Genomic DNA, 20137 nt, shown 5'->3' on the forward strand with positions numbered 1-20137 from the left:
GGATGGCCACCACTCCCCCGGGAGGTCCGATGCCGTCGACGTCGGCGCGAGCACTGAGCCTGCTCTCGATGCTGACCGCCGGCTCGACGCTCACCGGCGAGGAGCTGGCCCGCCGCTTGGACACCTCGCGACGCACGGTCCGACGCGACGTCGAGACGTTGCGCGAACTGGGCTACGCCGTCGAACCGGTGAAGGGTGCGGGCGGCGGGTACCGGCTCGGCCCGGGCGGAGCGCTGCCTCCGCTCGTGCTGGACGAGGAGCAGGTGGTCGCCGTCGTGGTCGCGCTGCAGACCTCGTCCTCGGTGCTGCGCGGCATCGAGGACGCCAACCGCCGGGCGCTGGCCACGGTCCGGCAGGTCATGCCCCGACGACTGCGGCGGGACGCGGACGCCTTCACGGTGACGGCCCTCCCCAACCAGTGGGAGTTCCCCGCGCCGCCACCCCCGGCGGACGTCGTGCGCACCGTCGGAGCAGCGGTGAGGCGGCGGGAACTGCTGCGCGCGCCCGGGCCCGAGGAGTCGCGACTGCTGGAACCGCACCACCTGGTCGTCTGGGCCGCGCGCTGGTACCTCGTCGCGTGGGACCGGGCCCGACAGGACTGGGGCGTCCTCCGCCTCGGTGAGGACACCGACCTGGAACCGACGGCGGTGCCCTTCCGCGAGCGGCCCCTGCCCGAGGGCGGGCCGGGCGCCCTGGTCCAGGGCACCGTGGACCGGGGGGACCGGCTCGCGCCCTGGCCGTGCACCGGGTCCGCGGTCCTCGACCTGCCGGCGGACCTGGTCGCGCGGTTCGCCCCCGGCGGCGCCGTCGTCCGACGGGTGGACGACGTCCGCTGCGAACTGGCGATGGGCGCCTGGTCCTGGATCGGGCTCGCGGGCCTGTTCACGACCTTCGGCAGCCCGATGACCGACGTGCGACCGGCGCAGCTGCGGGACGCGTTCGCCACGGCGGCCGCCCACCTCGGCGCGGCCGCACGGGACTGAGCGGGACTGGTCCGGTTCAGGCGTGCCGGGGTGCGGGAGCGCGGGGCGTGCGGTGCTGCTCGGCGTACGCGAGCACGTCCTCGAGCAGCACCCGGCGGTGCGTCCCGGGTTTGGTGTACGGCAGAGCACCCGACTCCAGGAGCCGCACCATCGTGGGCCGGCTGACGCCGAGGACGTCGGCGGCCTCCTGCGTGGTCAGCAGCGCCTCGTGCGGGGTGAGGGTGACGGCCTCGCCGTGGGCGAGGGCGGTGACGGCCTCGCGCAGGGCGTGCGCCAGTTCCGGTGGCACCGCGACCGCGCGTCGGCCAACCTTCAACGACAGCAGTGCCTCGGGCTGTGCAGCGAGGAGTTCAGCGAGTTCAGCGAGACCTTCGAGGCCGGGTCGGACGGTGACCTCGGCGCCGTGGCAGGCGACGGTCGACGACACCGTCCGACCGTAGCAGGGTTCCCCCGAATCGAACAGAACGAAAACTTGGGTTACGCTGTGAGGACCGACCTGCCCCCGATTCGTGAGGACCGGCCGTGCTGACACTGCTGCTCGTCCACGCTGTCGCCGCCGTCCTCGCCGTGCCCCTGGTGAGGTGGCTCGACCGGCGCGCGTTCACGCTGCTCGCCCTCGCCCCCACGGCCACGACGGTCTGGGCGGCGTTCCAGGGGCCCGCCGTCCTGCGCGGGCAGACCCCCGAGGTGGTGGTCCCCTGGGTGCCCTCCCTCGGCGCCGAACTCGCGTTCCGCCTCGACCCGTTGTCGTGGGTCCTGACGCTCCTCGTCGGCGGGGTGGGTGCCCTCGTCCTGTTCTACTGCGGCAGCTACTTCCACGCGAAGGACCCGGGTTCGGCGCGGTTCGCGGCGGTCCTGACGGCGTTCACCGGGGCGATGACCGGGCTCGTGCTCGCCGACGACCTCGTCCAGCTGTACGTGTTCTGGGAACTCACCACGGTGTTCTCGTACCTGCTCATCGGGTACGACGCGCACAAGCGTTCCGCCCGCCGCGCCGCGACGCAGGCGCTCGTCGTCACGACGTTCGGCGGCCTGGCGATGCTCGTGGGGCTGATCGTCATCGGACAGGCGGCCGGGACCTACCGGTTGTCGGCGGTCCTGGTGGACTTCCCGACGGGTCCGGCCGTGACGGTCGCCGTCGTCCTGCTGCTCGTCGGCGCGATCTCGAAGTCCGCGCTCGTTCCGTTCCACTTCTGGTTGCCGGCCGCGATGGCCGCACCCACGCCCGTCAGCGCCTACCTGCACGCGGCCGCCATGGTGAAGGCCGGGATCTACCTCGTCGCGCGGTTCGCCCCGGCGGCCGCCGAGATGCCCGAGTGGCGGACGACGGTCCTCGTCCTGGGCCTGGCGACGATGGTCATCGGCGGGTACCGGTCGCTGCGCCAGCACGACGTCAAGCTGCTGCTCGCGTTCGGCACGGTCAGCCAGCTGGGTTTCCTCACCGTCCTCGTCGGGGCGGGGACCGCGGCCGCCACGACGGCGGGGATCGCGCTGCTGATCGCCCACGCGACGTTCAAGGCGTCGCTGTTCCTCGTCGTCGGCATCGTCGACCACCAGACCGGCACGCGGGACCTGCGCGAACTGTCCGGGCTCGGTCGCCGGATGCCGCTGCTGGCGGTCGTCGGCACCGTCTCGGCCGCCTCGATGGCCGGGGTTCCCGTGGCGGCGGGATTCGTCGCCAAGGAGGCCGCGTACGCGGCGTTCCTGCAGGACCCCGTCGTGCTCGGCGTGCTGGTGCTCGGATCGGTGCTCACGGCCGCGTACTCGGCGCGGTTCGTGTGGGGGACGTTCTGGCGCAAACCCGGCGTCCCCGACTCCACCTCCCCGCGGCCGTCGGCCGGGCTCATCGCCTCCCCCCTCGTGCTGGCGGGCGTCACCCTGCTCGCCGGGCCGCTCGCCCCGCTCGTGGACCGGCCCGCGGCACTCATCGCGCACGACCTCCCGGGTGAGGCCGAACACCTCGCGCTGTGGCACGGGTTCTCCGCACCGCTGCTGCTGACGGTCCTCACCTTCGGGCTGGCCGCCGTCCTCGTCGTCACCAAGGACCGCGTCGAGGCGCTGCAGGCGCGCGGCCCGGCCGTCCCCGGCGCCGACCGCGGGTACCGCAAGACGGTCCGCGCGGTCGACCGCATCGCCGTCGAGGTCACCGGTGCCACGCAGCGTGGTTCGCTGCCGATCTACCTCGCCTCGATCCTGCTCGTCGTGGTGCTCGTCCCGGGCGGCGCCCTGCTGTGGACGCGGCCGTGGCCCAGCGACGTCGTGCTGTACGACAACGTCGGGCAGGTCCTCGTCGGGATCGTCGTCGTGGCGGCGGCGGTCCTCACCGTGCGGGCCCGGCGCCGGCTGCGGGCCGTCATGCTCGCGGGCGTCACGGGCTACGGCGTGACGCTGCTGTTCGTGCTGCACGCCGGCCCGGACCTCGCGCTCACGCAGGCGCTGGCCGAGACCATCACGCTCGTCGTGTTCGTCCTGGCGCTGCGGCGGCTGCCCCCGTTCTTCTCCTCGCGTCCGCTCGTGGGGACGCGGTGGGTGCGGGTCGCGATCGGGGTCGCCGTCGGCACCTGCACGTCGCTGTTCGCGCTCGTCGCCTCCGGCGCCCGGGTGGCCGTCCCCGTCTCGATCGACCTGCCCGACCTCGCGTACTCGTTCGGCGGCGGGAAGAACGTCGTCAACGTGACGCTCGTCGACGCCCGCGCCTGGGACACCATGGGCGAGATCTCGGTGCTGCTCGTCGCGGCGACCGGCGTCGCCAGCCTGGTGTTCAACCGGCGCATGGGCTCGATCGACCAGGCGTTCACGGCGCACACCGACCCGCAGGAGGACGCGCCGCGGAGGTCGCGCCTGCAGAACTGGCTGCCCGCGGGCAGCACGGTCGACCCCGAACGGCGCTCGGTGGTCTTCGAGGTCGTCACGCGGCTGACGTTCCACGCGATCCTGGTCCTGTCGATCTACCTGGTGTTCTCCGGCCACAACCAGCCCGGCGGCGGGTTCGCCGGCGGTCTGGTCGCCGGTCTCGCGCTCGTCGTGCGCTACCTCGCGGGCGGCCGGTACGAGTTCAACACCGCGGTCCCCATCAACGCGGGCTGGCTGCTCGGCAGCGGGTTGTTCCTGTCCGCGGGCACCGGCCTGGTCGGCATCCTCATCGGCCAGGGCGTGCTGCAGACCGCGATCATCCAGTTCGACGTCGTGCTCCTGGGTCACGTGAAGCTCGTGACCTCCCTGTTCTTCGACGTCGGGGTCTACCTGCTCGTCGTCGGCCTCGTCGTCGACGTCATCCGCAGCCTGGGCGCCGAGGTCGACCGCCAGATCGAGGAGGAGGTCTCCCGGTGAGCCCCAACCTGACGCTCGTGGTGGTCTCCGGGGTGCTCGTCGCCTGCGGGGTCGCTCTGCTGCTCGAACGCACCCTCACCCGCGTGCTCGTCGGCATCGTGCTGCTCGGCAACGGGATCAACATCCTGTTCCTCGTCGCCAGCGGCCGGCCCGGCCGGGCGCCGATCCTGTCCGGCGGGACGACCGCCGAGACGATGAGCGACCCGCTCCCCCAGGCCATGGTCCTGACGGCCATCGTCATCACGCTCGGGATGGTGGCGTTCGTCCTCGCCCTGGCCTACCGCAGCTGGCAGATCGACGGCCACGACGAGGTCCAGGACGACGTCGAGGACCGCCGGATCGTGCGGCGGGCCGAACTCGACGAGACGTCCGCCAGCTACGACGACGACACGCACGAGACGAGCGACGAAGAGGGCGAGGGGGTGAGCCGGTGAACGGGATCGACTGGAACGACTGGCCCCGCGTCCTGCTGCCGCTGCCCGTCGTCCTGCCGTTGTTCGCGGCTGGGCTGACCCTGGCGCTCGCCCGCCGGCCGCGGGCCCAGCGCACCATCAGCGTCACCGCGCTGAGCATCGTCGTCGCCGCCACCGTCGCGATGCTGGTCCTCACCGACCGTGGCAACGGGACCTACTCGATCGCCGTCGGCGGCTGGCCCTCCCGGCTCGGGATCCCGCTGGTGGCGGACCGGCTCTCGACGCTCATGCTCGTCGTGAGTTCCGTCGTCACCCTCGCCGTCCTGCTCTACTCCCTCGCGCAGGGCGTCGCGGACGGCGAGGAGGGGACGCCGGTCTCGATCTACCACCCGACGTACCTCGTGCTGTCGGCCGGCGTCTCGAACGCGTTCCTGTCCGGGGACCTGTTCAACCTCTACGTCGGGTTCGAGATCCTGCTGGCCGCCAGCTACATCCTGCTGACCCTCGGCGGGACGAAGGCGCGCGTGCGGGCCGGGACGACGTACGTCGTCGTGAGCCTGCTGTCGTCGATGGTGTTCCTCACCGCGATCGCCCTCGTCTACATGGCGACGGGGACCGTGAACATGGCCGAACTGTCCGTCCGGCTGCGCGAGGTCGACCCCGACGTCCAGCTCGTCCTGCACCTGCTGCTGCTCGTCGGGTTCGGGATCAAGGCGGCGGTGTTCCCGCTCTCGGCGTGGCTGCCGGACTCCTACCCGACGGCGCCGGCCCCCGTCACGGCCGTGTTCGCCGGGTTGCTGACCAAGGTCGGCGTCTACGCGATCATCCGCACCGAGACGCTGCTGTTCCCCGGCGGCCAGGCCGCGGACCTGCTGTTGTGGGTGGCGCTGGCGACGATGGTCGTCGGGATCCTCGGCGCCGTGGCCCAGAGCGACGTCAAACGTCTGCTGTCGTTCACGCTCGTCAGCCACATCGGGTACATGGTCTTCGGGATCGCCCTCGGGACGACGGCCGGCCTGTCGGGCGCGGTGTTCTACGTCGCGCACCACATCACCGTGCAGACGACGCTGTTCCTCGTGACGGGGCTGGTGGAGCGGTACGCGGGGAGCACGTCCCTGGACGCCCTGGGCTCGCTCGCCAAACGCACACCCGTCCTCGCGGTGCTGTTCTTCGTCCCCGCGATGAACCTCGCCGGCATCCCGCCGTTCTCCGGGTTCATCGGCAAGCTCGGTCTGCTGCAGGCCGGTGTCGACGTCGGGACCTGGCCCGCCTACGTCCTCGTCGCCGGCGGGGTCGTCACGAGCCTGCTGACCCTCTACGCCATCGCCAAGGTGTGGAACCGGGCGTTCTGGCAGGAACCCCAGGAGCACACCGACCGCGACCGGGTCGCCGGGCTCGCGACCGCGACGCGGGTCGGTGTCCGCACCCCGCTGGGGATGCTCGTCCCGACCGCGGCCCTCGTCGCCGTCGGGGTCGGGATCACGGTCATCGCCGGTCCGCTGTTCGGCATCAGCGACCGGGCCGCGCAGGACCTGCTGGACCGCGCCCCGTACGTGGACACCGTCCTGCAGGGCGGCGCTGCGGAGGTGGGGTCGTGAACGCCAAGGTCCTCTCGCTGCGCGAACGCGTCAGCGTGCCGATGCTCGTCTGGCTCGTCGTGCTGTGGCTGCTGCTGTGGGGCGACCTGTCGTGGGCGAACGTCCTGTCCGGGACGCTGCTCGGACTGCTCGTGACGATCGTCCTGCCGCTGCCGACCGTGCGGTTCGGCCTGCGGATCCGGCCGCTGCGGATCCTGCTGCTGCTCGGCCGGTTCCTCGTCGACCTCTTCGCCGCGAGCGCCCAGGTCGCGTGGCTCGCGGTCCGGCCGGGGAAGCAGCCGCGCAACTCCGTCGTGCGGGTTCCCCTGCACAGCGGGTCGGACCTGTTCGTGACGATGACCGCCGAACTCGTCTCGCTCGTCCCGGGTTCGGTCGTCGTGGAGATCGGGGCCCCGTCCGCGCTCGGCGGCCAGGGGTCGATCTACATCCACGCCCTCGGCGTCGACAGCGCGGAGGGCCGGGAGGAGACCCGGCGCAACGTGCTCCTCACCGAACGCCGGATCATGCGGACGTTCGCGACGCCGCAGGCCTACGCCGAGTACCTCGACCGCTGCCGGGCCGACGGCTCGGACGCCTTGTGCGGAGGGAGCCGCCCGTGAACCCCGTCGTCATCGCCCTGTGCGTGGGGATGCTCACCGTGGCCGCGCTGCTGGCGCTGCTGCGCGTCGCCAAGGGCCCCACGATGCTCGACCGCGTCATCGCCCTCGACGTCATCGTCGCGATCGTCGTCATCGGGTTGTGCGTCGAGGCCGCGGCCAACCGCCACGCCACGACGCTGCCGGTCATCGTCGTGCTCGCCCTCGTCGGGTTCGTGGGGTCGGTCAGCGTGGCGCGCTACGCGTCCAAGGAGAGCGCCGCGGAGAGGGGACGTCGCTGATGGACTGGAGCACGATCGGGACCGTCGTCGGATCGGCGGCGCTGCTGCTGGGCTGCTTGCTGACGCTGGTGGCGGCCATCGGGCTGCTGCGGTTGTCCGACGTCCTGGCCCGCATGCACACGACGGCCAAGCCGCAGGTGCTGGGCGTCGTGCTGTCCCTGGTCGCCGTGGGCATCGCCCTGCAGCGGACCACCGACATCGCCACCCTCGTGGCCATCGCCGCGTTCCAGCTGCTCACGGTCCCGGTCGCGGCGCACATGGTCGGCCGGGCCGCCTACCGGACGGGCCAGGTCGACGAGTCCGTGCTGGACCACGACGACCTGGCCGAGAAGCTGGCCGAGGAGGAACGGTCGGCCGGTTGAGGCTTCCGCCCGGTGGAACGGCTCTGGCGCGGTGCCCCGCGGCAACGTAACGTTGCGTGAGTGTCCAACACAGGGCACGGCACCGGGCCCGAGGAGTGGACCGTGGACGACCACCAGGCCGACCCCCCGACCGTCACCGCCGTCGAACGTCGGCTCCTGGAGCTCGTCGCTGACGGGCGACCCCTCGTGGGCGCGGGTGCCGAACTCGCCCTCGATGTGCGCGGGGTCACCGCCACCGTCTCCGGCCTGCGGGAGCGGTTCGGTGTGCGCAGCACCGCCGCCGCCGTCCGCCGCGCCCGCGCCGCCGGCCTCATCGGCGCCCCGACCGCGCGGGCCCGTCTCAGCTGACCCCGGGGGTCAGTCCCCCTCGTGGGAGCGCCGGACCCGCCAGGCCGCGAGGAAGTAGACCGCCCCCGCGGTGAAGGCGACCGCGGCCAGCCAGGCGAGCGGGCTGCCGTCGGTGAGGACCACGCCCCACGACAGCGCCGCCACGACCGCGTAGAGCAGCCCGGACCGCTTCGACTGCTCCAGCGTCTTCGTCGCCCGCCACCACGGTTGCCTCGCCACGCCCCCAGTGTGCCGGAACGCCTCAGACCAGCGGGGTCAGCAGGTCCCGCACCGGGCCGACGTAGCGCACCAGGCCCAGCACCGTCAGCGTCGGGAACACGAAGTACTGCAGCAGCGGCTCGGGCCCGCGACCGGCACGGAACAGGCGCAGGCCGACGGTCCACGGACGCTTGCGCAGCCACGTCGTGAACGGCACCGGGACCCCGTCGGTGGTGAGGGCGTCCCCGAGCACGTGGACGACGACACCGCCGGCCACCGCCACGGGCAGCCACGGCAGCACGACGCCCTGCGCGGTGAGCCACCACGCGGCCAGCAGGGACAGCGCGAGGTTGCCCGCGGCGGTCTTCTCGGTGCCGCCGGGGATGAGCTGGGCCACCGAGTGCAGCGCCAGCCCGATCGCCAGGGCGAGCACAGCCAGCGCGGACCAGCGGTTCGTCGCGGCCAGCGCGGCGAGGGTCCCGAAGACGAGCGGCGCCACGACGACGTCGTGCGTGCCGCCGCGGTGGCCGCGGGCGAGGACGCCGATGACCCGGGACAGCCACCGCGTCGGGGGCCCCCACATCGACCCGGCCGTCGAGCCCTTCTGGTCCAGGTCGGGCAGGTAGGCGAACCCGCCCCACGCCACGACCCACGCGAGCTGCTCGAGGGGTCGGTCGATGCCGAGGTGCGTGGCGGCGACGCCGAGGGTCAGGGCCCCCGCCGCCAGTCCGCTGGCGGCGTGCGCCGGGCCCATCACGGTGTGTCGTCCTCCCAGGTCAGAGGCCTGGAGGGTAGCGCGGACTCGGGGGTGGAACGTTGACTCCCCGCGGACGATGATCGTCACCGGGGAGTCAACGTTCCACCCCGGGACAGCCGCCGGCCCAGGGGTCAGACGGCGTAGCGCAGGAGCGCGCCGATCCCGTCGGTCATGGACAGCAGCGGTTCCTCGCCGTCCTCCTCGGGCCGCGGGACGAGCTCGATCTCGGCGTCGGAGGCCGCGAGGGCGCGCACGAGGGCCGCGTCGGCGCGCACCTGGACGACGTCGCCCACGCCGAGGACGTCGAGGTCCTCGCGGGTGGTGGCGACTTCGAGCGGGCCGGGGCCCGTCCACAGCCGGTCGGTGGACGTCGGGTCGTCGACCAGCAGCAGCGTCCGCACCTGCCCGGCGCGCAGCGCGGAGACCACGGGGTCGAGACCCTCGACGGCGCGGCCCTGCCGACCGCGTTCCTGGGCGAACTCGTCGACGACGGCCTGCCGGCGACGGGCACGGACGACGTCGAGGGCAGCTGCGACGTTGGCCTCGAAGGCCTTCTCGCGGGTGCCGGCGGCACGGCCACCGCCCTTGACCTCGCACATCGACGACGCCAGGGCGGCCGGTGCCTTGTCCTTCAGCGACGCCATGGCCTTGGGGTCGCCGGTGACGAGGACGACGTCGGGCCGCTCGCGGCGGACGAGGTCGGCGAGGTCGCTGGCGACGGCGGCGGCGTTGTGGTCCCAGGAGTCCTGGACGGTCCGCTGGTACCGGTGCTCGGCGCGGTTGTCGCCGGACCCCTTGTGCAGCAGGTCGTGTCCGCCCTCCACGGTCCGCCGCTCGCGTCCCACGACCGCGCCCGTGCGGGCCACGGTGACGTCGGCGCCCGCGCGGTCGAGCTCGACGAGCACGTAACGGACGTCATCGGCCATGGAGCGGACGAGCGGCATGAGGTGCGCGACGGGTCCGGTCGTGGCCTCGTCCCGCTCCGGCGGCGCGGCCAGGACGAGGTCGAGCTGCAGCCCGGTCGCGGTGGCGACGAGCGCGCGGCCGACGTGTCCGCCGACCCCGGTCGGTTCGGTCGCGACGGCGTCGAGGGCGGCGAGCGCCGGTTCCGGGGCGCCCTGACCGGCGAGCGCCGATCGGGCCTCCTGCCAGCGCAGGTCGATGTCGTGCGCGCCCGTCGCCCGGTCCCGGGTCGCGTCGACGTAGACGGAGACGGAGGGCCCGGGATCGGTGGCCACGTCCTTGAGCCAGGTCAGCTTCACAGGGACTCCCTCGTGACGGTGTTGCTGTCCGCTCTTGCCTGTCACCCACAGTGCAGGACGACCGCCGCATCACGCGACTCGGTTTCCCACCGGCCCTTCGTACACCCATCGGCCCTCGACGCGGGAGAACCGCGAGTCCTCGTGCTGGACCCCTCGCCGGCCGGCCAGCCGGTAGTGCGCCTCGAACTCGACGGAGCCGGTGTCGTCGAAGGGGCTGCCGTGGTCCGTCGCCAGGACGACGAGCCGGCGCCACTGCACGTCAGGGTCGAGGTCGAGCTCGTCCGGGCGCGTGGCGGGGTGCCAGCTGCGCTGGAGGTGCTCGACGTCGCCGACGACGAACGCGGTGTAGCGCGAGCGCATGAGCGCCTCGGCCGTGGGGGCGTCGGCGCCGCCGGTGAGGTAGCGGCCGCAGCACCCGGCCAGGGGTTCGCCCCAGCCGCAGGGGCACGGGAGGTCGGCCGGTGGCGGGGACGACCCGGTGGTCTCGAGCATCACCGGATCATGCCTGCAACGGTGTTGGACCTCACGTCGGCGATCCCCCGACGCGGCGTGAGTCGTCCGTCCCGTGGTTCTCCGACGATCGACGGACGACCTCGCAGCGTTCGTCGGCCACGGTGGAGCCATGACGCAGCGACGCAGGACGCAGACCGCCACCTGGGCGCAGACTCCGCGCACCTGGATCGCCCTGGCCGTGGCCTTCGCAGCCATCTCGGTCTCGAACTGGCTCCAGGCCCTCGGCGGCGGGCGGGACCTCGCCCACCTCCCGGCCGTCGCCTTCGCCGCCGCGGCGGTGTCGTTCCTGTGGCAGGCGCGCCGGTGCGCCCGGGCGCGCTCGGAGGGCTGACGCCCGGTCAGGAGTGCTCCCCCGGGAGCCGGGCCGGGCGTCGCCCGGAGCCGACGAGGGTGACGAGGTCGTCGGTGAACGGGATCCCGTGACGGGCCGCAGCCCGCCGGACCTGCTTCCGCCCCCAGAGCCGGTGGTCGTGTCCGGCGAGCAGGACGGCGGCGAGCTGCGCCGGGCTGGTCGGTCCCGGGGTGTCGTAGGCGTTCCCGCGGACGCGGGCCACGGGTCCCGATCCGGACATCAGCCAGTGCGGTGCGGACCACGACAGCTCCAGCACGTCCGCCCACGGGTAGTGCTTCTCGACGCCCGTCCGGAACCGGACCACGAGGAGCACCACGGGGAGGAGCCACCGCCGCGCGCCGCGCGCCGTGAGGTCCTCCGGAGGCAGGCCGTCCGGCTCCCCCGGGTCGACAGGGTCCCGCCGGTACCGCAGCCACGTCACGAGGGGCCACCAGGAGAAGCCGGTGACGATGACGCCGACCACCACCGTCCGGACGTCGCCGGCGGCGGCGGCCTGGACGGTCGGGACGGCGAAGCCGATGCCGGCGACGGCGGACACGACGAGGAACCAGCGGGGCACGTCCGCGAGGGTGCCGGAGGCGGCACGGTGGTGCGCGGTGTTCTCGCCTTCTCCCAGCCGACGGTCAGGTCGGCGGGGCCGTCGTCGCCCGCACCACGAGCCGGGGGGCGACGAGCTGGAGGTCGGCGGGGGCGTCGGGGTCCTCGAGCCGGTCCAGGAGGCGCCGGGCGGCGAGCCGTCCCACCTCGTGGGCGGCGTTGTCGACGCTCGTGAGCGAGACGGCGCGCAGCCTGGCGATCGAGGTGTCGTCGTAGCCGACGAGGGACAGCGCGCCCGGGACGGCGACACCGAGGTCCGCCGCGGCCGCCAGCACGCCGACGGCGGTGGCGTCGTTGGCGGCGACGACGGCGGTGGGCGGATCGGGACGGGTCAGCAGGGCCCGGCCCGCCCGGTGACCGGCGTCCTCCGTCATCGGGCCGGTCTCGACGAGGACGTCGGCTCCGCCGGCACGAGCGGCGGCCTCGAAGGCGCGTCGGCGCAGGTCACCGACGGGTCCGGTGCCCGCGACGTGGGCGAGGCGGCGGTGCCCGAGCGAGAGGAGGTGCTCGACGGCGAGGCGCACGCCCGTCTCGTCGTCCCCGGCCACGACGTCGACGGCGAACGGGTCCCCGTCGGCCAGACGGGTCCCCGCCAGGACGGTCGGCACGTCGGCGGCCACCTCCGCCACGAGCGCGAGGTCGGGCAGCGTGCCGATGACGACGAGGCCGTCGAGGCGCAGGTCGGCGAAGGTGCGCGGGGCGTCGGGCTCACTGCGCGCCTCGGCCAGCACCGGCCGCAACCCGGCCGCGTGCAGGACGGGCCGCAGGCCCTCGAGGACGTCGACGAACCAGGGGTTGCGCAGGTCGTCCAGGACGAGGCCGATCGCGCGGGTCCGGCCCTGGGCCAGGCTGCGGGCCGTCGGGTCGGGGCGGTAGCCGAGCTCGTCCATCGCGGCCAGGACGGCGGCGCGCCGCTCGGGCGAGACCTTCGGGCTGTCCTGCAGCACGAGGGAGACGAGGGACTTGGAGACGCCGGCGCGGGCGGCGACGCTGCGGATGGTCGGCCGGGTCATGCGCTCACCTCCTTGACACCCTGGGTCCGTCCGACGATCGTAGTCGCCGTTGGACCGGTCCAACACACTCGACGAGGAGGATTCCGTGACCGACCTGCACCTTGGCCTGGCCGGCGTCGGCCGCATCGGCGCGATGCACGCCCGGACGCTGGTGGCGACCCCTGGCGTCGGCCGGGTCACCGTCGCCGACGTCGACGCCGCCCGCGCGCGGGAGGTCGGGGCGCAGGTGGGGGCCGACGCGGCCGCCGACGTCGCCGCCCTGCTCGCGTCCGGGATCGACGGCCTCGTCGTCGCGACCGGCACCGCCCAGCACCCCGAGCTCATCCGCGCCGGCGTCGAGGCGGGCATCCCCGTGCTCTGCGAGAAGCCGGTCGCCCCCGACGTCGCGCAGTCGCTGCCCGTGCTCGACCTCATAGACCGCCACGACGGCGTCGTCCGCATCGCCCACCAGCGCCGCTACGACCCCGGCTACCGCGAGGCCAAGCGCGCCCACGCCGCCGAGGAGCTCGGCTGGCTGCACGCCATCCGGGCCGTGACCTGCGACGTCACCCCGCCACCCGTCGCGTTCCTCGCCACCTCCGGAGGGCTGTTCCGCGACTGCAGCGTCCACGACTTCGACGTCATCCGCTGGATCACGGGTCGCGAGGTCGTCGAGGTGTACGCGCGCGGCAGCAACAACGGCGACCCCGCCATCGGCGAGGTCGGGGACGTCGACTCGGCGCTCGCGGTCTGCACGCTCGACGACGGGACGCTCGCCGTCGTCAGCGCCTCGCGCTACAACGGCGCCGGCCACGACGTGCGGCTGGAGCTGCAGGGGTCGCAGGGCACGCTCGTCGTCGGTCTCGACGAGCGGACCGCGGTGCGCTCGGCCGAGCCGGGCGTCGGCTTCCCCGCCGGAGTCCCGCACACGACGTTCGCGGAGCGGTTCGCCGAGGCCTACCGGGCCGAGATCGCGGCCTTCGCCGGGCTCGTCCGGGGCGAACCCGACGAGCTGTGCCGGCCCGAGGACGCCGTCGCCGCGTCCAAGGTCGCCGACGCCGCGCAGGAGTCGCTGCTCACCGGGGCACCGGTCCGCGTCGGCTGACGCGGCCCCAGCGGGTGGGGATCGTCGTCACGTCGTGCTCGACCTACGAGCCCGACGTGACGACGATCCCTCCCCCCAGAGGGTGCGGTCAGGCGCAGATGTCGTCGGTGGCGACGCGGGCGGTGATGGTCGGGGTCGGCGTCGCGGCGGCGGGCGTGCCCGTCACGCGGGAGCGGACGTCGCTCACCGTCACCCCCGCGGAGGCGACCTCCACGACGATGTTCTTGCCCAGCGACGGGTCGAGCTGGGTCTTGGCGCCGCCCAGGGCTGCGGCGACGGTGTTCGCCGAGTCCTGCCGGTCGGTGCCGTAGCGGACCAGGACGTCCTCGCCGGGGTCGGTGGCCTGACCGTCGCCGGTGCCGCCGGAGACGAAGCCCACCCCGGTCAGGGCCTTGGACAGGGTCCCGGCTGCGCCGGCCGTCCCGCCCACGTTGAGCACCTGGACGGAGATCTTCGACGGCGCCACCAGCAGCTCCGAGCTCGTGCCCGGGTCTGCGGTCGGGGACGCCGTCGGGGTGGCCGAGGCCGGGCCCGCGGTGTCGGTGCGGACCTGCTGCCACAGCGCGGCCGCCGCGGGCGTCCACTGCACGCGGTTCGGGTTGGCCGGGTACGGCTCGGTCGGGACGGTGACGAACTGCACCCCGTTGGCGGGCATCTTCTGCAGCGACTGCGCCAGCCCCGCGATCTCGGACAGGTTCGCCAGGCCCGGGTCGGTGGTGACCGACTTCGTCGCCGCGTCCAGGAACGAGTAGAGCTTGTCGGGACGCGTGAGGATCGCCGAGCTCGTCACCTTCTGCACCATCGAGCTCATCAGCGCCTGCTGCCGGCCGATGCGCGAGATGTCCGAGCCGTCGCCGATGTGGCGGACGCGGGCGTAGGCGAGGGCGGTCTGACCGTCGACGTCGTCGTGCGTCCCCGCGGTCAGGTGCAGGTCCGCGTCCTTGTCGTTGATCGCCTCCGGCGTGCAGATGGTGACGCCGCCGAGCGCGTCGATCATCGAGCGGAAACCGCTGAAGTCGACGACGACGTAGTGGTCGATCGGCACCTGCGTCAGGTCCTGCACGGTGTTGACGGTGCAGGCCGCGCCGCCGATCGAGAACGCGGAGTTGAACATGCCCTTCTGGGCCTTCGTCATCGTGCCGTCGGGCAGCTTGCAGGCCGGGATCTGCACGACCGAGTCGCGCGGGATGCTCACCATCGTGGCGCTCTTGCGGTCCGCGGCGAGGTGCACGAGGAGGGTGGTGTCCGACCGGGCGCCGGGGTCGGCTGCCGCGCCGCCGTACTCGTCGCCCGTGCCGTCGGACAGGTCACGGGTGTCGCTGCCCATCACGAGGATGTTGACCGCGTCCTGACCCGTGGTCGGGTCGACCTTGGACTCGTCCGACGGCCGGGTGCCGAGCAGGCCGTTGATGTCCTGGGCGTTGATGTTGCCCTGGAGCTTGTAGTACGCGTACACGCCACCGCCGGTGGCCACGACCGCCAGCACGACCGCTGCGATCAGCACCCCGCGGAGGACCTTGAAGGCCGTCCCGTGGGCGTGGTCGGAGTGGCGGCCGCGGGCGCGGCGTCCTGCTCCGGGGACCTCGTGCGGCGCGGGGTCGGTGGAAGTCGGCACGTTGTCACGGTACGGCCGGGTCGGCCGCCCCCTGGAGTGGAACCGTCAACGTTCCGCAGCGTGTGCGCGAGCCCTTCACAGGGAGGCTCAGTTGGCGCTACCGACGTCCTGCCGGAACTGCTGCTCGCACTGGGAGATGGCCGCCTCGTTGCCGTTGGCCTGGCTCAGGCACTGGGCGTAGTCACCGGCTCCGTTCTCGATCAGCCAGTTCCCCGCGACGATCCACAGGATCGACAGGGCGATGCTCGCGACCAGCGCGACGACGTTGACGACGATGGCCGCCGTCGCCGTCCCACCGTTCGTCGCCTGACCGCGCTTGACCCGCTTGCGAGCGGAGAAGCCCAGGATGAGCCCGACGATCGACAGCACGACGCCGACGAAGATCCAGGACAGCAGCAGCGCGACGATGCCGAGCACCAGCGCGACGACCGCGAGGCCGTTGCGGGGCTTGCTCTGCCCGTACTGCCCGTACTGGTCCTGCTGGCCGTAGCCGGGGGGCGGGGGGTACTCACTGGACATGCTGTGCGTCCTCCTTGATCAGTGGACGGAAAGCGTCCCAGCAAAGGGCGGTCACTGCCCGTCGACGGTCCCGTCGTTGATGGCCAGGTGGTCGGCGATCGCGGGGAACACGACGGTGAAGCAGAGCAGCACGATCCCGGCCGCCACGAGCAGGCTGATGAGCGCCCGCACCCACCACGGGCCGGGCAGCACCCGCCACCACCACGCGTACACCTTGTCTCCCGTCTCGAGGTCTCAGCCGGCGGGCGCGTCCAGCGACGACGGGGGCCCGTCGGCGCGGTTGCGGACGGACTCCAGCAGCGCGTGCACGACGTACCGCTGCCGCGCCGAGTGCATGGGGTGGCAGGCGGTCATCGTCAGCCACGCCTGCGTGGGCGTGGCCCCGGGCTGGTCGGGCACGGGGGCGATGACGGAGACCTGCTTCGGGCTCACGATCTCGTGCGACTGCACGCGGTACGTCAGCCACTGCGTCGCGGTCTCGACGACGACGGCGTCCCCGTCCTGCAGCTCGGCGATCTGGTTGAACGGCTTGCCGTACGTCACGCGGTGGCCGGCGATCGCGAAGTTGCCCACCTGTCCGGGCATGACGGCTTGCGTGTAGTGGCCGATGCCGTCCTTGAGCTCCTCGGTGCCGGTGCCCTCGACGACCGGGACGGAGTAGTCGGCGGCGAAGCGCGGGACGTGCAGGATCGCGAAGGGCTGGCCGACGGCCGGCACCGCGACGGGGTCGACGGGCGGGTCGGCGGCAGGCGTCGTCGACGCCGGGGTCGGCGCGGCCCGCTCCCACCGCTGCTCCAGCGAGCTGACCGTCGCCGCCTGCGCCCGGCCGGAGGTGAGGTCGGTCCAGTAGAGCTGCCACACGACGAAGAGCAGCGTGAGGACCCCGGCGGTGACGAGCAGCTCGCCGAGGACGGAGACGGCCCGCCGGATCACGCGGCGCCCTCGCGGGCGTAGGTGAGGCGCGTCGTGCCGTCGAAGGCGGGCAGCTGCAGGTCCTGGCCCGAGGAGACCTGGTAGCCGAGGCCGTAGGCGGCGACGTACTCGCGGTAGATGGAGATCTCCGCCGACGCGTCGAGGGCAGCGCGCAGCCGCGAGACGTCCCCGACGGCCGTGATCCGGTACGGCGGGGAGTAGGTGCGGCCCTGCAGCACGAGGACGTTGCCGACGCAGCGGACGGCGGACGTCGACACGATCCGCTGGTCCATGATCATCATGGCCTCGGCGCCCCCGTTCCACAGCGCGTTGACGACGCCCTCGACGTCCTGCTGGTGCACGACGAGGTCGTCGGGCGAGGCCGAGGCGGGACGTTCGGTGTCCGGGGCGTCGTCGAGGGTCACGGTCAGGCCCGGACCCTGGACGGCGAGCGCCCCCGAGGCCGTCCCGAGCGCGGGGTCCTCCAGCGGGTCCTGCCCGGGGGTCGTCGCCGCGTCGCGGCTGAGGGTGTCGACCTCCGAACGCAGCGTCGCCACCTGGGCGGCGCGCTGGGCGTTCTCCCGGGAGCGCTGGGCGACGACGGACCCGAGGTCGGCCGACTCCGAGCGCAGGTCCGTCCCCCCGGACGTGAGCGCGCTCGTCGCGAACAGCAGTCCCGCCGCGGCGAGGACGAGGACGACGCCGGCCCGGCGGGTGATGCGTCCAGCGTCCACGCGCACCCCTCGTCCTCGCCTCGCTCAGGTCCGGCGCACCGTCTCGGCGCCGACATCGACACCGATCGTCGCACTAGGCTGAGCTGCGGGTGACGGTCCCCGTCCCTGCCCACCCCGACTGGAGGTCGACGTGCCCCGCCGCAAGAAGTCCGACGAGACGGACGTCACGAGCGACGCGACTGCCACGGCGGACGCCGGCAAGCGCCGTCGCGGAGGGGTGTCCGACGCCGACCGCGAGGTCAAGCGCAAGAACCAGCTGACCCCGCGCTGGTGGATCTGGACGATGGTCGGCCTCATGGTCCTCGGCCTGGCCTGGATCGTCGTGTTCTACCTGTCCAGCTCGATGCTGCCCGTCCCGGGCTGGGACAACTGGAACCTCGTGGCGGGCTTCGCGCTCGTGCTCGTCGGCTTCGCGATGACGACGCGCTGGCGCTGACGCACCACCCCCCGTCGGGACTGGTCCTGACGGGTGACGGCTCGGCCCGCGCGGTCAACCCTCCCCTTGCGTGACGGTTAGGGTGACCCCGTCGTCCACAGCCACCAGGGGGCCGAGTGCTGCACGTCGTCTACCGATCCCACGGCGGGGAGAACGCCAAGGGTCGGCCGTCCTGGTACTCGAAGTCGCTGGCGCTGGACTCCTTCTTGCGCTCGGTCGCGCTGGCGCGCGAGGCCGGCGCCGGGATCGACGTCCTCTTCCTCAACGACGGGCCGATCCCGGAGGCCCGGCTGGCCCTCATGCGCGCGCACGGGACGGTGCGCGCCATCACCGGCGGCAGCAACCGCGCGAGCTACCTCGCCGGGCTGAAGCTGGCCGTGCGTTCGGACTGGCCGGCCGACGACGTCGTCCTCTTCGCCGAGGACGACTACCTGTGGCGCCCCGACGCCCTCGTCAGCCTGACCCGCGTCGCCGCGCACGGGCGGGCGGAGTACCTCGCCCCCTACGGCGTCGGCACCCACGACGACATCGACGGGCGCGTGCCGGTGTGGCGCCGGCCGCGCTCGGGCCGGGGTGAGGAGTCGATCCCGGCGGACGTCGTCCGCTGGGTGCCCCACCAGAGCACGACGAGCACCTTCGCCGTCCGGCTCGGTGCGCTGCGCGAGGACCACCGGTTGCTGGTCCTGTGCTGCCTGTCCGGCGGCGACTTCGATCACACGAGCCTGCTCGCGGTGCAGGGCGTGTCCCGCTTCACGCTGCGCGACCTCGTGGCGCACCACCCGGGGTCGTCCTCGAACGCCGCCGTCCGGCTGGCGCGCGCCGTCTACCTCACGACGTTCCGCAGCGCGGTCGACGTCGCGGCCGTGCGCCGTCCCTCCCGTCGGCGACGGCTCGCTGCGGCGGACCCGGCCGTCTGCACGCACATGGAGCAGGGGTGGCTGGCCCCGACGCCGCACGGGCGTCCGCGGTACTGGGAGGACCTCGCCGCTCAGACCCGCCGCTGGGCCGAGACGGCACGCGATCCCGACGGCGACGCCGTCTCCCCCGCCGTCGTCTGACGCCGAGTTCCCGGCCGATCACGCAGCGTAGGTCGGCCGGTGACCCGTTTCAGCGACCTGTTCATCCACCGACTGGGGATGACGTGTGGATGAACAGCGGCGTCGTCCACAGGAGTTGTCCACCGACTCGTCCACAAGGTGTGGATGAGTGTGGGTAAGAGGCCGCTCGATCCACAAGGCGGCCCACACCCCGTGGATGACCGTGGTGTCGTTCGCACAGGTGTGCGAATCCCTGTGGACAGCTGATCGAACGGGTGGGTCGCGCTGCGTGACGGGGTCGCCGCCTCGGCTCAGTACAGCGCAGCGCCGTAACCGAGCCCCGCGAGCACCAGGACCGCGACCACGGCCGTCCCAGCCCACTGCACGACCAGGTTCCCCTGCCGACCGCGCGCCATCGCGGTCGCCACGAGCGCGCCGGTGACGAGGCCCCCGAGGTGCGCCTGCCAGGAGATGCCGGCGTAGAAGACGCCGATGAGGAAGTTGATGACGATCAGCGCCGCGATCTGGCCCGTCTGACGGCCCAGGTGCCGGTTGACGACGAAGAGGGCGGCGAAGAGGCCGAAGATCGCGCCGGATGCCCCGACCATGACGCTGCCAGCCGTACCGGGCAGCAGCAGGCCGCCGACGGCGCCACCGAGAGCCGAGACGACGTAGAGCGCGATGAAGCGCACCCTGCCCAGCAGCGGTTCGAGGTACTGCCCGCAGATCCACAGGGCGTACATGTTGAACAGCAGGTGGATGATCCCGCCGTGCATGAACGCCGACGTGATCGGCTGCCACCAGGACCCCTCGGCGAACGAGCCGACGTAGGGACCGTTGACCAGTGCGAGGCGGTAGAAGACGTCGTCCGGCATGACCTTCTGGACCAGGTACATCAGCAGGCAGGCGCCGATGATCACCTTCGTGACCAGGGTGTCGCGGTTGCTCAGCACCCCGCCGAACGTCGTGCGGGCCTGCCGGACGCCCTTGTTGCCCTCCGCGACGCAGTCCACGCACTGCACCCCGACGGCGGCGGGGCGCTGGCACTGCGGGCAGACGGGCCGCCCGCAGCGCTGGCAGCGGACCCACGACTCGCGGTCGGGGTGGCGGGGACAGACGGGGACGTCGCTCACGTCGGGTTCAACGCGCGGGACGCCCCCGTCGTTCACGCTCAGTGCGTGACCTGGGTCGCGGTGC

The 20137-nt window shown here is 73.1% G+C and carries 25 protein-coding genes; 12 read left to right on the plus strand and 13 right to left on the minus strand.

The features are described 5' to 3' along the window. The first annotated feature begins 29 nt into the window (after positions 1–29). Positions 30–983, plus strand: a complete 954-nt coding sequence (locus ACFEMC_RS22135; protein WP_380171949.1) for a helix-turn-helix transcriptional regulator — start codon at positions 30–32, stop codon at positions 981–983. Positions 984–999: 16 nt separating this feature from the next. Here the strand turns inward: ACFEMC_RS22135 and ACFEMC_RS22140 are convergent, their stop codons facing one another. Beyond that, positions 1000–1410: a helix-turn-helix domain-containing protein gene (locus tag ACFEMC_RS22140; protein ID WP_380171951.1), complete on the minus strand. Its 411-nt coding sequence runs from the start codon at positions 1408–1410 to the stop codon at positions 1000–1002. A 95-nt stretch (positions 1411–1505) separates the two neighbouring features. On the opposite strand from ACFEMC_RS22140, the gene ACFEMC_RS22145 reads away from it, so the two are divergent. The 7 genes from ACFEMC_RS22145 to ACFEMC_RS22175 are packed head-to-tail and all read left to right on the plus strand — an operon-like array spanning position 1506 to position 7911. Continuing rightward, the gene (locus ACFEMC_RS22145; RefSeq protein ID WP_380171953.1) at positions 1506–4313 is read left to right on the plus strand and encodes a Na+/H+ antiporter subunit A; all 2808 of its coding nucleotides are present in this window, start codon (positions 1506–1508) and stop codon (positions 4311–4313) included. Next, entirely contained in the window at positions 4310–4747 is a 438-nt protein-coding gene (locus ACFEMC_RS22150; protein WP_380171955.1) for a Na(+)/H(+) antiporter subunit C, read from the plus strand. Before ACFEMC_RS22145 ends, ACFEMC_RS22150 begins: the two co-directional genes overlap by 4 nt. Beyond that, the gene (locus tag ACFEMC_RS22155) at positions 4744–6324 is read left to right on the plus strand and encodes a Na+/H+ antiporter subunit D (protein WP_380171957.1); all 1581 of its coding nucleotides are present in this window, start codon (positions 4744–4746) and stop codon (positions 6322–6324) included. Before ACFEMC_RS22150 ends, ACFEMC_RS22155 begins: the two co-directional genes overlap by 4 nt. Next, on the plus strand, positions 6321–6923 hold the full coding sequence (locus ACFEMC_RS22160; RefSeq protein ID WP_380171959.1) for a Na+/H+ antiporter subunit E: 603 nt from the start codon (positions 6321–6323) through the stop codon (positions 6921–6923). Before ACFEMC_RS22155 ends, ACFEMC_RS22160 begins: the two co-directional genes overlap by 4 nt. Next, on the plus strand, positions 6920–7201 hold the full coding sequence (locus ACFEMC_RS22165; RefSeq protein ID WP_367639616.1) for a monovalent cation/H+ antiporter complex subunit F: 282 nt from the start codon (positions 6920–6922) through the stop codon (positions 7199–7201). The genes ACFEMC_RS22160 and ACFEMC_RS22165 overlap by 4 nt, the downstream gene beginning before the upstream one ends. Then, entirely contained in the window at positions 7201–7563 is a 363-nt protein-coding gene (gene mnhG / locus ACFEMC_RS22170; RefSeq protein WP_380171962.1) for a monovalent cation/H(+) antiporter subunit G, read from the plus strand. The genes ACFEMC_RS22165 and mnhG overlap by 1 nt, the downstream gene beginning before the upstream one ends. A gap of 60 nt (positions 7564–7623) precedes the next feature. Next, positions 7624–7911, plus strand: coding sequence for a hypothetical protein (locus ACFEMC_RS22175; protein WP_380171964.1), 288 nt, complete (start codon positions 7624–7626; stop codon positions 7909–7911). A gap of 9 nt (positions 7912–7920) precedes the next feature. On the opposite strand, the gene ACFEMC_RS22180 is transcribed toward ACFEMC_RS22175, so the two are convergent. The 4 genes from ACFEMC_RS22180 to ACFEMC_RS22195 form a co-directional block, all read right to left on the minus strand. Then, on the minus strand, positions 7921–8130 hold the full coding sequence (locus ACFEMC_RS22180) for a hypothetical protein (protein WP_367639619.1): 210 nt from the start codon (positions 8128–8130) through the stop codon (positions 7921–7923). A 22-nt stretch (positions 8131–8152) separates the two neighbouring features. Then, on the minus strand, positions 8153–8863 hold the full coding sequence (locus ACFEMC_RS22185) for a metal-dependent hydrolase (protein ID WP_380176904.1): 711 nt from the start codon (positions 8861–8863) through the stop codon (positions 8153–8155). 134 nt (positions 8864–8997) lie between these two features. Next, positions 8998–10128 (minus strand): Vms1/Ankzf1 family peptidyl-tRNA hydrolase, encoded by a 1131-nt coding sequence (locus ACFEMC_RS22190; protein ID WP_380171966.1) that lies wholly within the window; start codon positions 10126–10128, stop codon positions 8998–9000. A 69-nt stretch (positions 10129–10197) separates the two neighbouring features. Then, positions 10198–10620, minus strand: coding sequence for a YchJ family protein (locus ACFEMC_RS22195; RefSeq protein ID WP_380171968.1), 423 nt, complete (start codon positions 10618–10620; stop codon positions 10198–10200). A 130-nt stretch (positions 10621–10750) separates the two neighbouring features. Between ACFEMC_RS22195 and ACFEMC_RS22200 the strand changes: the two genes are divergently transcribed. After that, complete coding sequence (locus ACFEMC_RS22200) at positions 10751–10972, plus strand: hypothetical protein (protein WP_380171970.1); 222 nt, start codon at positions 10751–10753, stop codon at positions 10970–10972. A 7-nt stretch (positions 10973–10979) separates the two neighbouring features. On the opposite strand, the gene ACFEMC_RS22205 is transcribed toward ACFEMC_RS22200, so the two are convergent. Then, the gene (locus ACFEMC_RS22205) at positions 10980–11552 is read right to left on the minus strand and encodes a hypothetical protein (RefSeq protein ID WP_380171972.1); all 573 of its coding nucleotides are present in this window, start codon (positions 11550–11552) and stop codon (positions 10980–10982) included. Positions 11553–11616: 64 nt separating this feature from the next. Further along, positions 11617–12603: a LacI family DNA-binding transcriptional regulator gene (locus ACFEMC_RS22210; RefSeq protein ID WP_380171974.1), complete on the minus strand. Its 987-nt coding sequence runs from the start codon at positions 12601–12603 to the stop codon at positions 11617–11619. An 85-nt stretch (positions 12604–12688) separates the two neighbouring features. On the opposite strand from ACFEMC_RS22210, the gene ACFEMC_RS22215 reads away from it, so the two are divergent. Continuing rightward, on the plus strand, positions 12689–13687 hold the full coding sequence (locus ACFEMC_RS22215) for a Gfo/Idh/MocA family oxidoreductase (RefSeq protein ID WP_380171976.1): 999 nt from the start codon (positions 12689–12691) through the stop codon (positions 13685–13687). 88 nt (positions 13688–13775) lie between these two features. Here the strand turns inward: ACFEMC_RS22215 and ACFEMC_RS22220 are convergent, their stop codons facing one another. The 5 genes from ACFEMC_RS22220 to ACFEMC_RS22240 all read right to left on the minus strand — a co-directional run bounded on the left by ACFEMC_RS22220 (position 13776) and on the right by ACFEMC_RS22240 (position 17467). Continuing rightward, entirely contained in the window at positions 13776–15302 is a 1527-nt protein-coding gene (locus tag ACFEMC_RS22220) for an LCP family protein (RefSeq protein ID WP_380171978.1), read from the minus strand. 87 nt (positions 15303–15389) lie between these two features. Then, entirely contained in the window at positions 15390–15821 is a 432-nt protein-coding gene (locus ACFEMC_RS22225) for a DUF4190 domain-containing protein (protein ID WP_380171980.1), read from the minus strand. A 51-nt stretch (positions 15822–15872) separates the two neighbouring features. After that, positions 15873–16034 carry a hypothetical protein gene (locus tag ACFEMC_RS22230; protein WP_367639629.1) on the minus strand — a complete coding sequence of 54 codons (162 nt, stop codon included), beginning with the start codon at positions 16032–16034 and terminating at the stop codon, positions 15873–15875. A 21-nt stretch (positions 16035–16055) separates the two neighbouring features. Then, positions 16056–16754, minus strand: a complete 699-nt coding sequence (locus ACFEMC_RS22235; RefSeq protein WP_380171983.1) for a class E sortase — start codon at positions 16752–16754, stop codon at positions 16056–16058. Continuing rightward, positions 16751–17467 (minus strand): DUF881 domain-containing protein, encoded by a 717-nt coding sequence (locus ACFEMC_RS22240; RefSeq protein WP_380171985.1) that lies wholly within the window; start codon positions 17465–17467, stop codon positions 16751–16753. The genes ACFEMC_RS22235 and ACFEMC_RS22240 overlap by 4 nt, the downstream gene beginning before the upstream one ends. 130 nt (positions 17468–17597) lie before the next feature. On the opposite strand from ACFEMC_RS22240, the gene ACFEMC_RS22245 reads away from it, so the two are divergent. Together ACFEMC_RS22245 and ACFEMC_RS22250 are read left to right on the plus strand one after the other, a co-directional pair. Further along, a complete protein-coding gene (locus ACFEMC_RS22245; protein ID WP_367639632.1) occupies positions 17598–17903 on the plus strand; it encodes a cell division protein CrgA in 306 nt (101 codons plus the stop codon). Positions 17904–18019: 116 nt separating this feature from the next. Beyond that, on the plus strand, positions 18020–18961 hold the full coding sequence (locus ACFEMC_RS22250; RefSeq protein WP_380171987.1) for a hypothetical protein: 942 nt from the start codon (positions 18020–18022) through the stop codon (positions 18959–18961). A 290-nt stretch (positions 18962–19251) separates the two neighbouring features. Here ACFEMC_RS22250 and ACFEMC_RS22255 read toward each other — a convergent pair whose 3' ends face one another. Next, positions 19252–20073: a rhomboid family intramembrane serine protease gene (locus ACFEMC_RS22255; RefSeq protein ID WP_380171989.1), complete on the minus strand. Its 822-nt coding sequence runs from the start codon at positions 20071–20073 to the stop codon at positions 19252–19254. Positions 20074–20137 lie beyond the last annotated feature (64 nt).

The sequence above is a fragment of the Kineococcus sp. DHX-1 genome (assembly GCF_042473625.1).
Lineage (GTDB): Bacteria > Actinomycetota > Actinomycetes > Actinomycetales > Kineococcaceae > Kineococcus.

What these genes read in the sequence shown, in the direction of transcription:
- ACFEMC_RS22135 (WP_380171949.1), top strand. Translation starts at nt 30, where the DNA reads ATGCCGTCGACGTCGGCGCGAGCACTGAGCCTGCTCTCGATGCTGACC.
- mnhG (WP_380171962.1), top strand. Translation starts at nt 7,201, where the DNA reads ATGGACTGGAGCACGATCGGGACCGTCGTCGGATCGGCGGCGCTGCTG.
- ACFEMC_RS22185 (WP_380176904.1), bottom strand. Translation starts at nt 8,863, where the DNA reads ATGGGCCCGGCGCACGCCGCCAGCGGACTGGCGGCGGGGGCCCTGACC.
- ACFEMC_RS22195 (WP_380171968.1), bottom strand. Translation starts at nt 10,620, where the DNA reads ATGCTCGAGACCACCGGGTCGTCCCCGCCACCGGCCGACCTCCCGTGC.
- ACFEMC_RS22200 (WP_380171970.1), top strand. Translation starts at nt 10,751, where the DNA reads ATGACGCAGCGACGCAGGACGCAGACCGCCACCTGGGCGCAGACTCCG.
- ACFEMC_RS22210 (WP_380171974.1), bottom strand. Translation starts at nt 12,603, where the DNA reads ATGACCCGGCCGACCATCCGCAGCGTCGCCGCCCGCGCCGGCGTCTCC.
- ACFEMC_RS22225 (WP_380171980.1), bottom strand. Translation starts at nt 15,821, where the DNA reads ATGTCCAGTGAGTACCCCCCGCCCCCCGGCTACGGCCAGCAGGACCAG.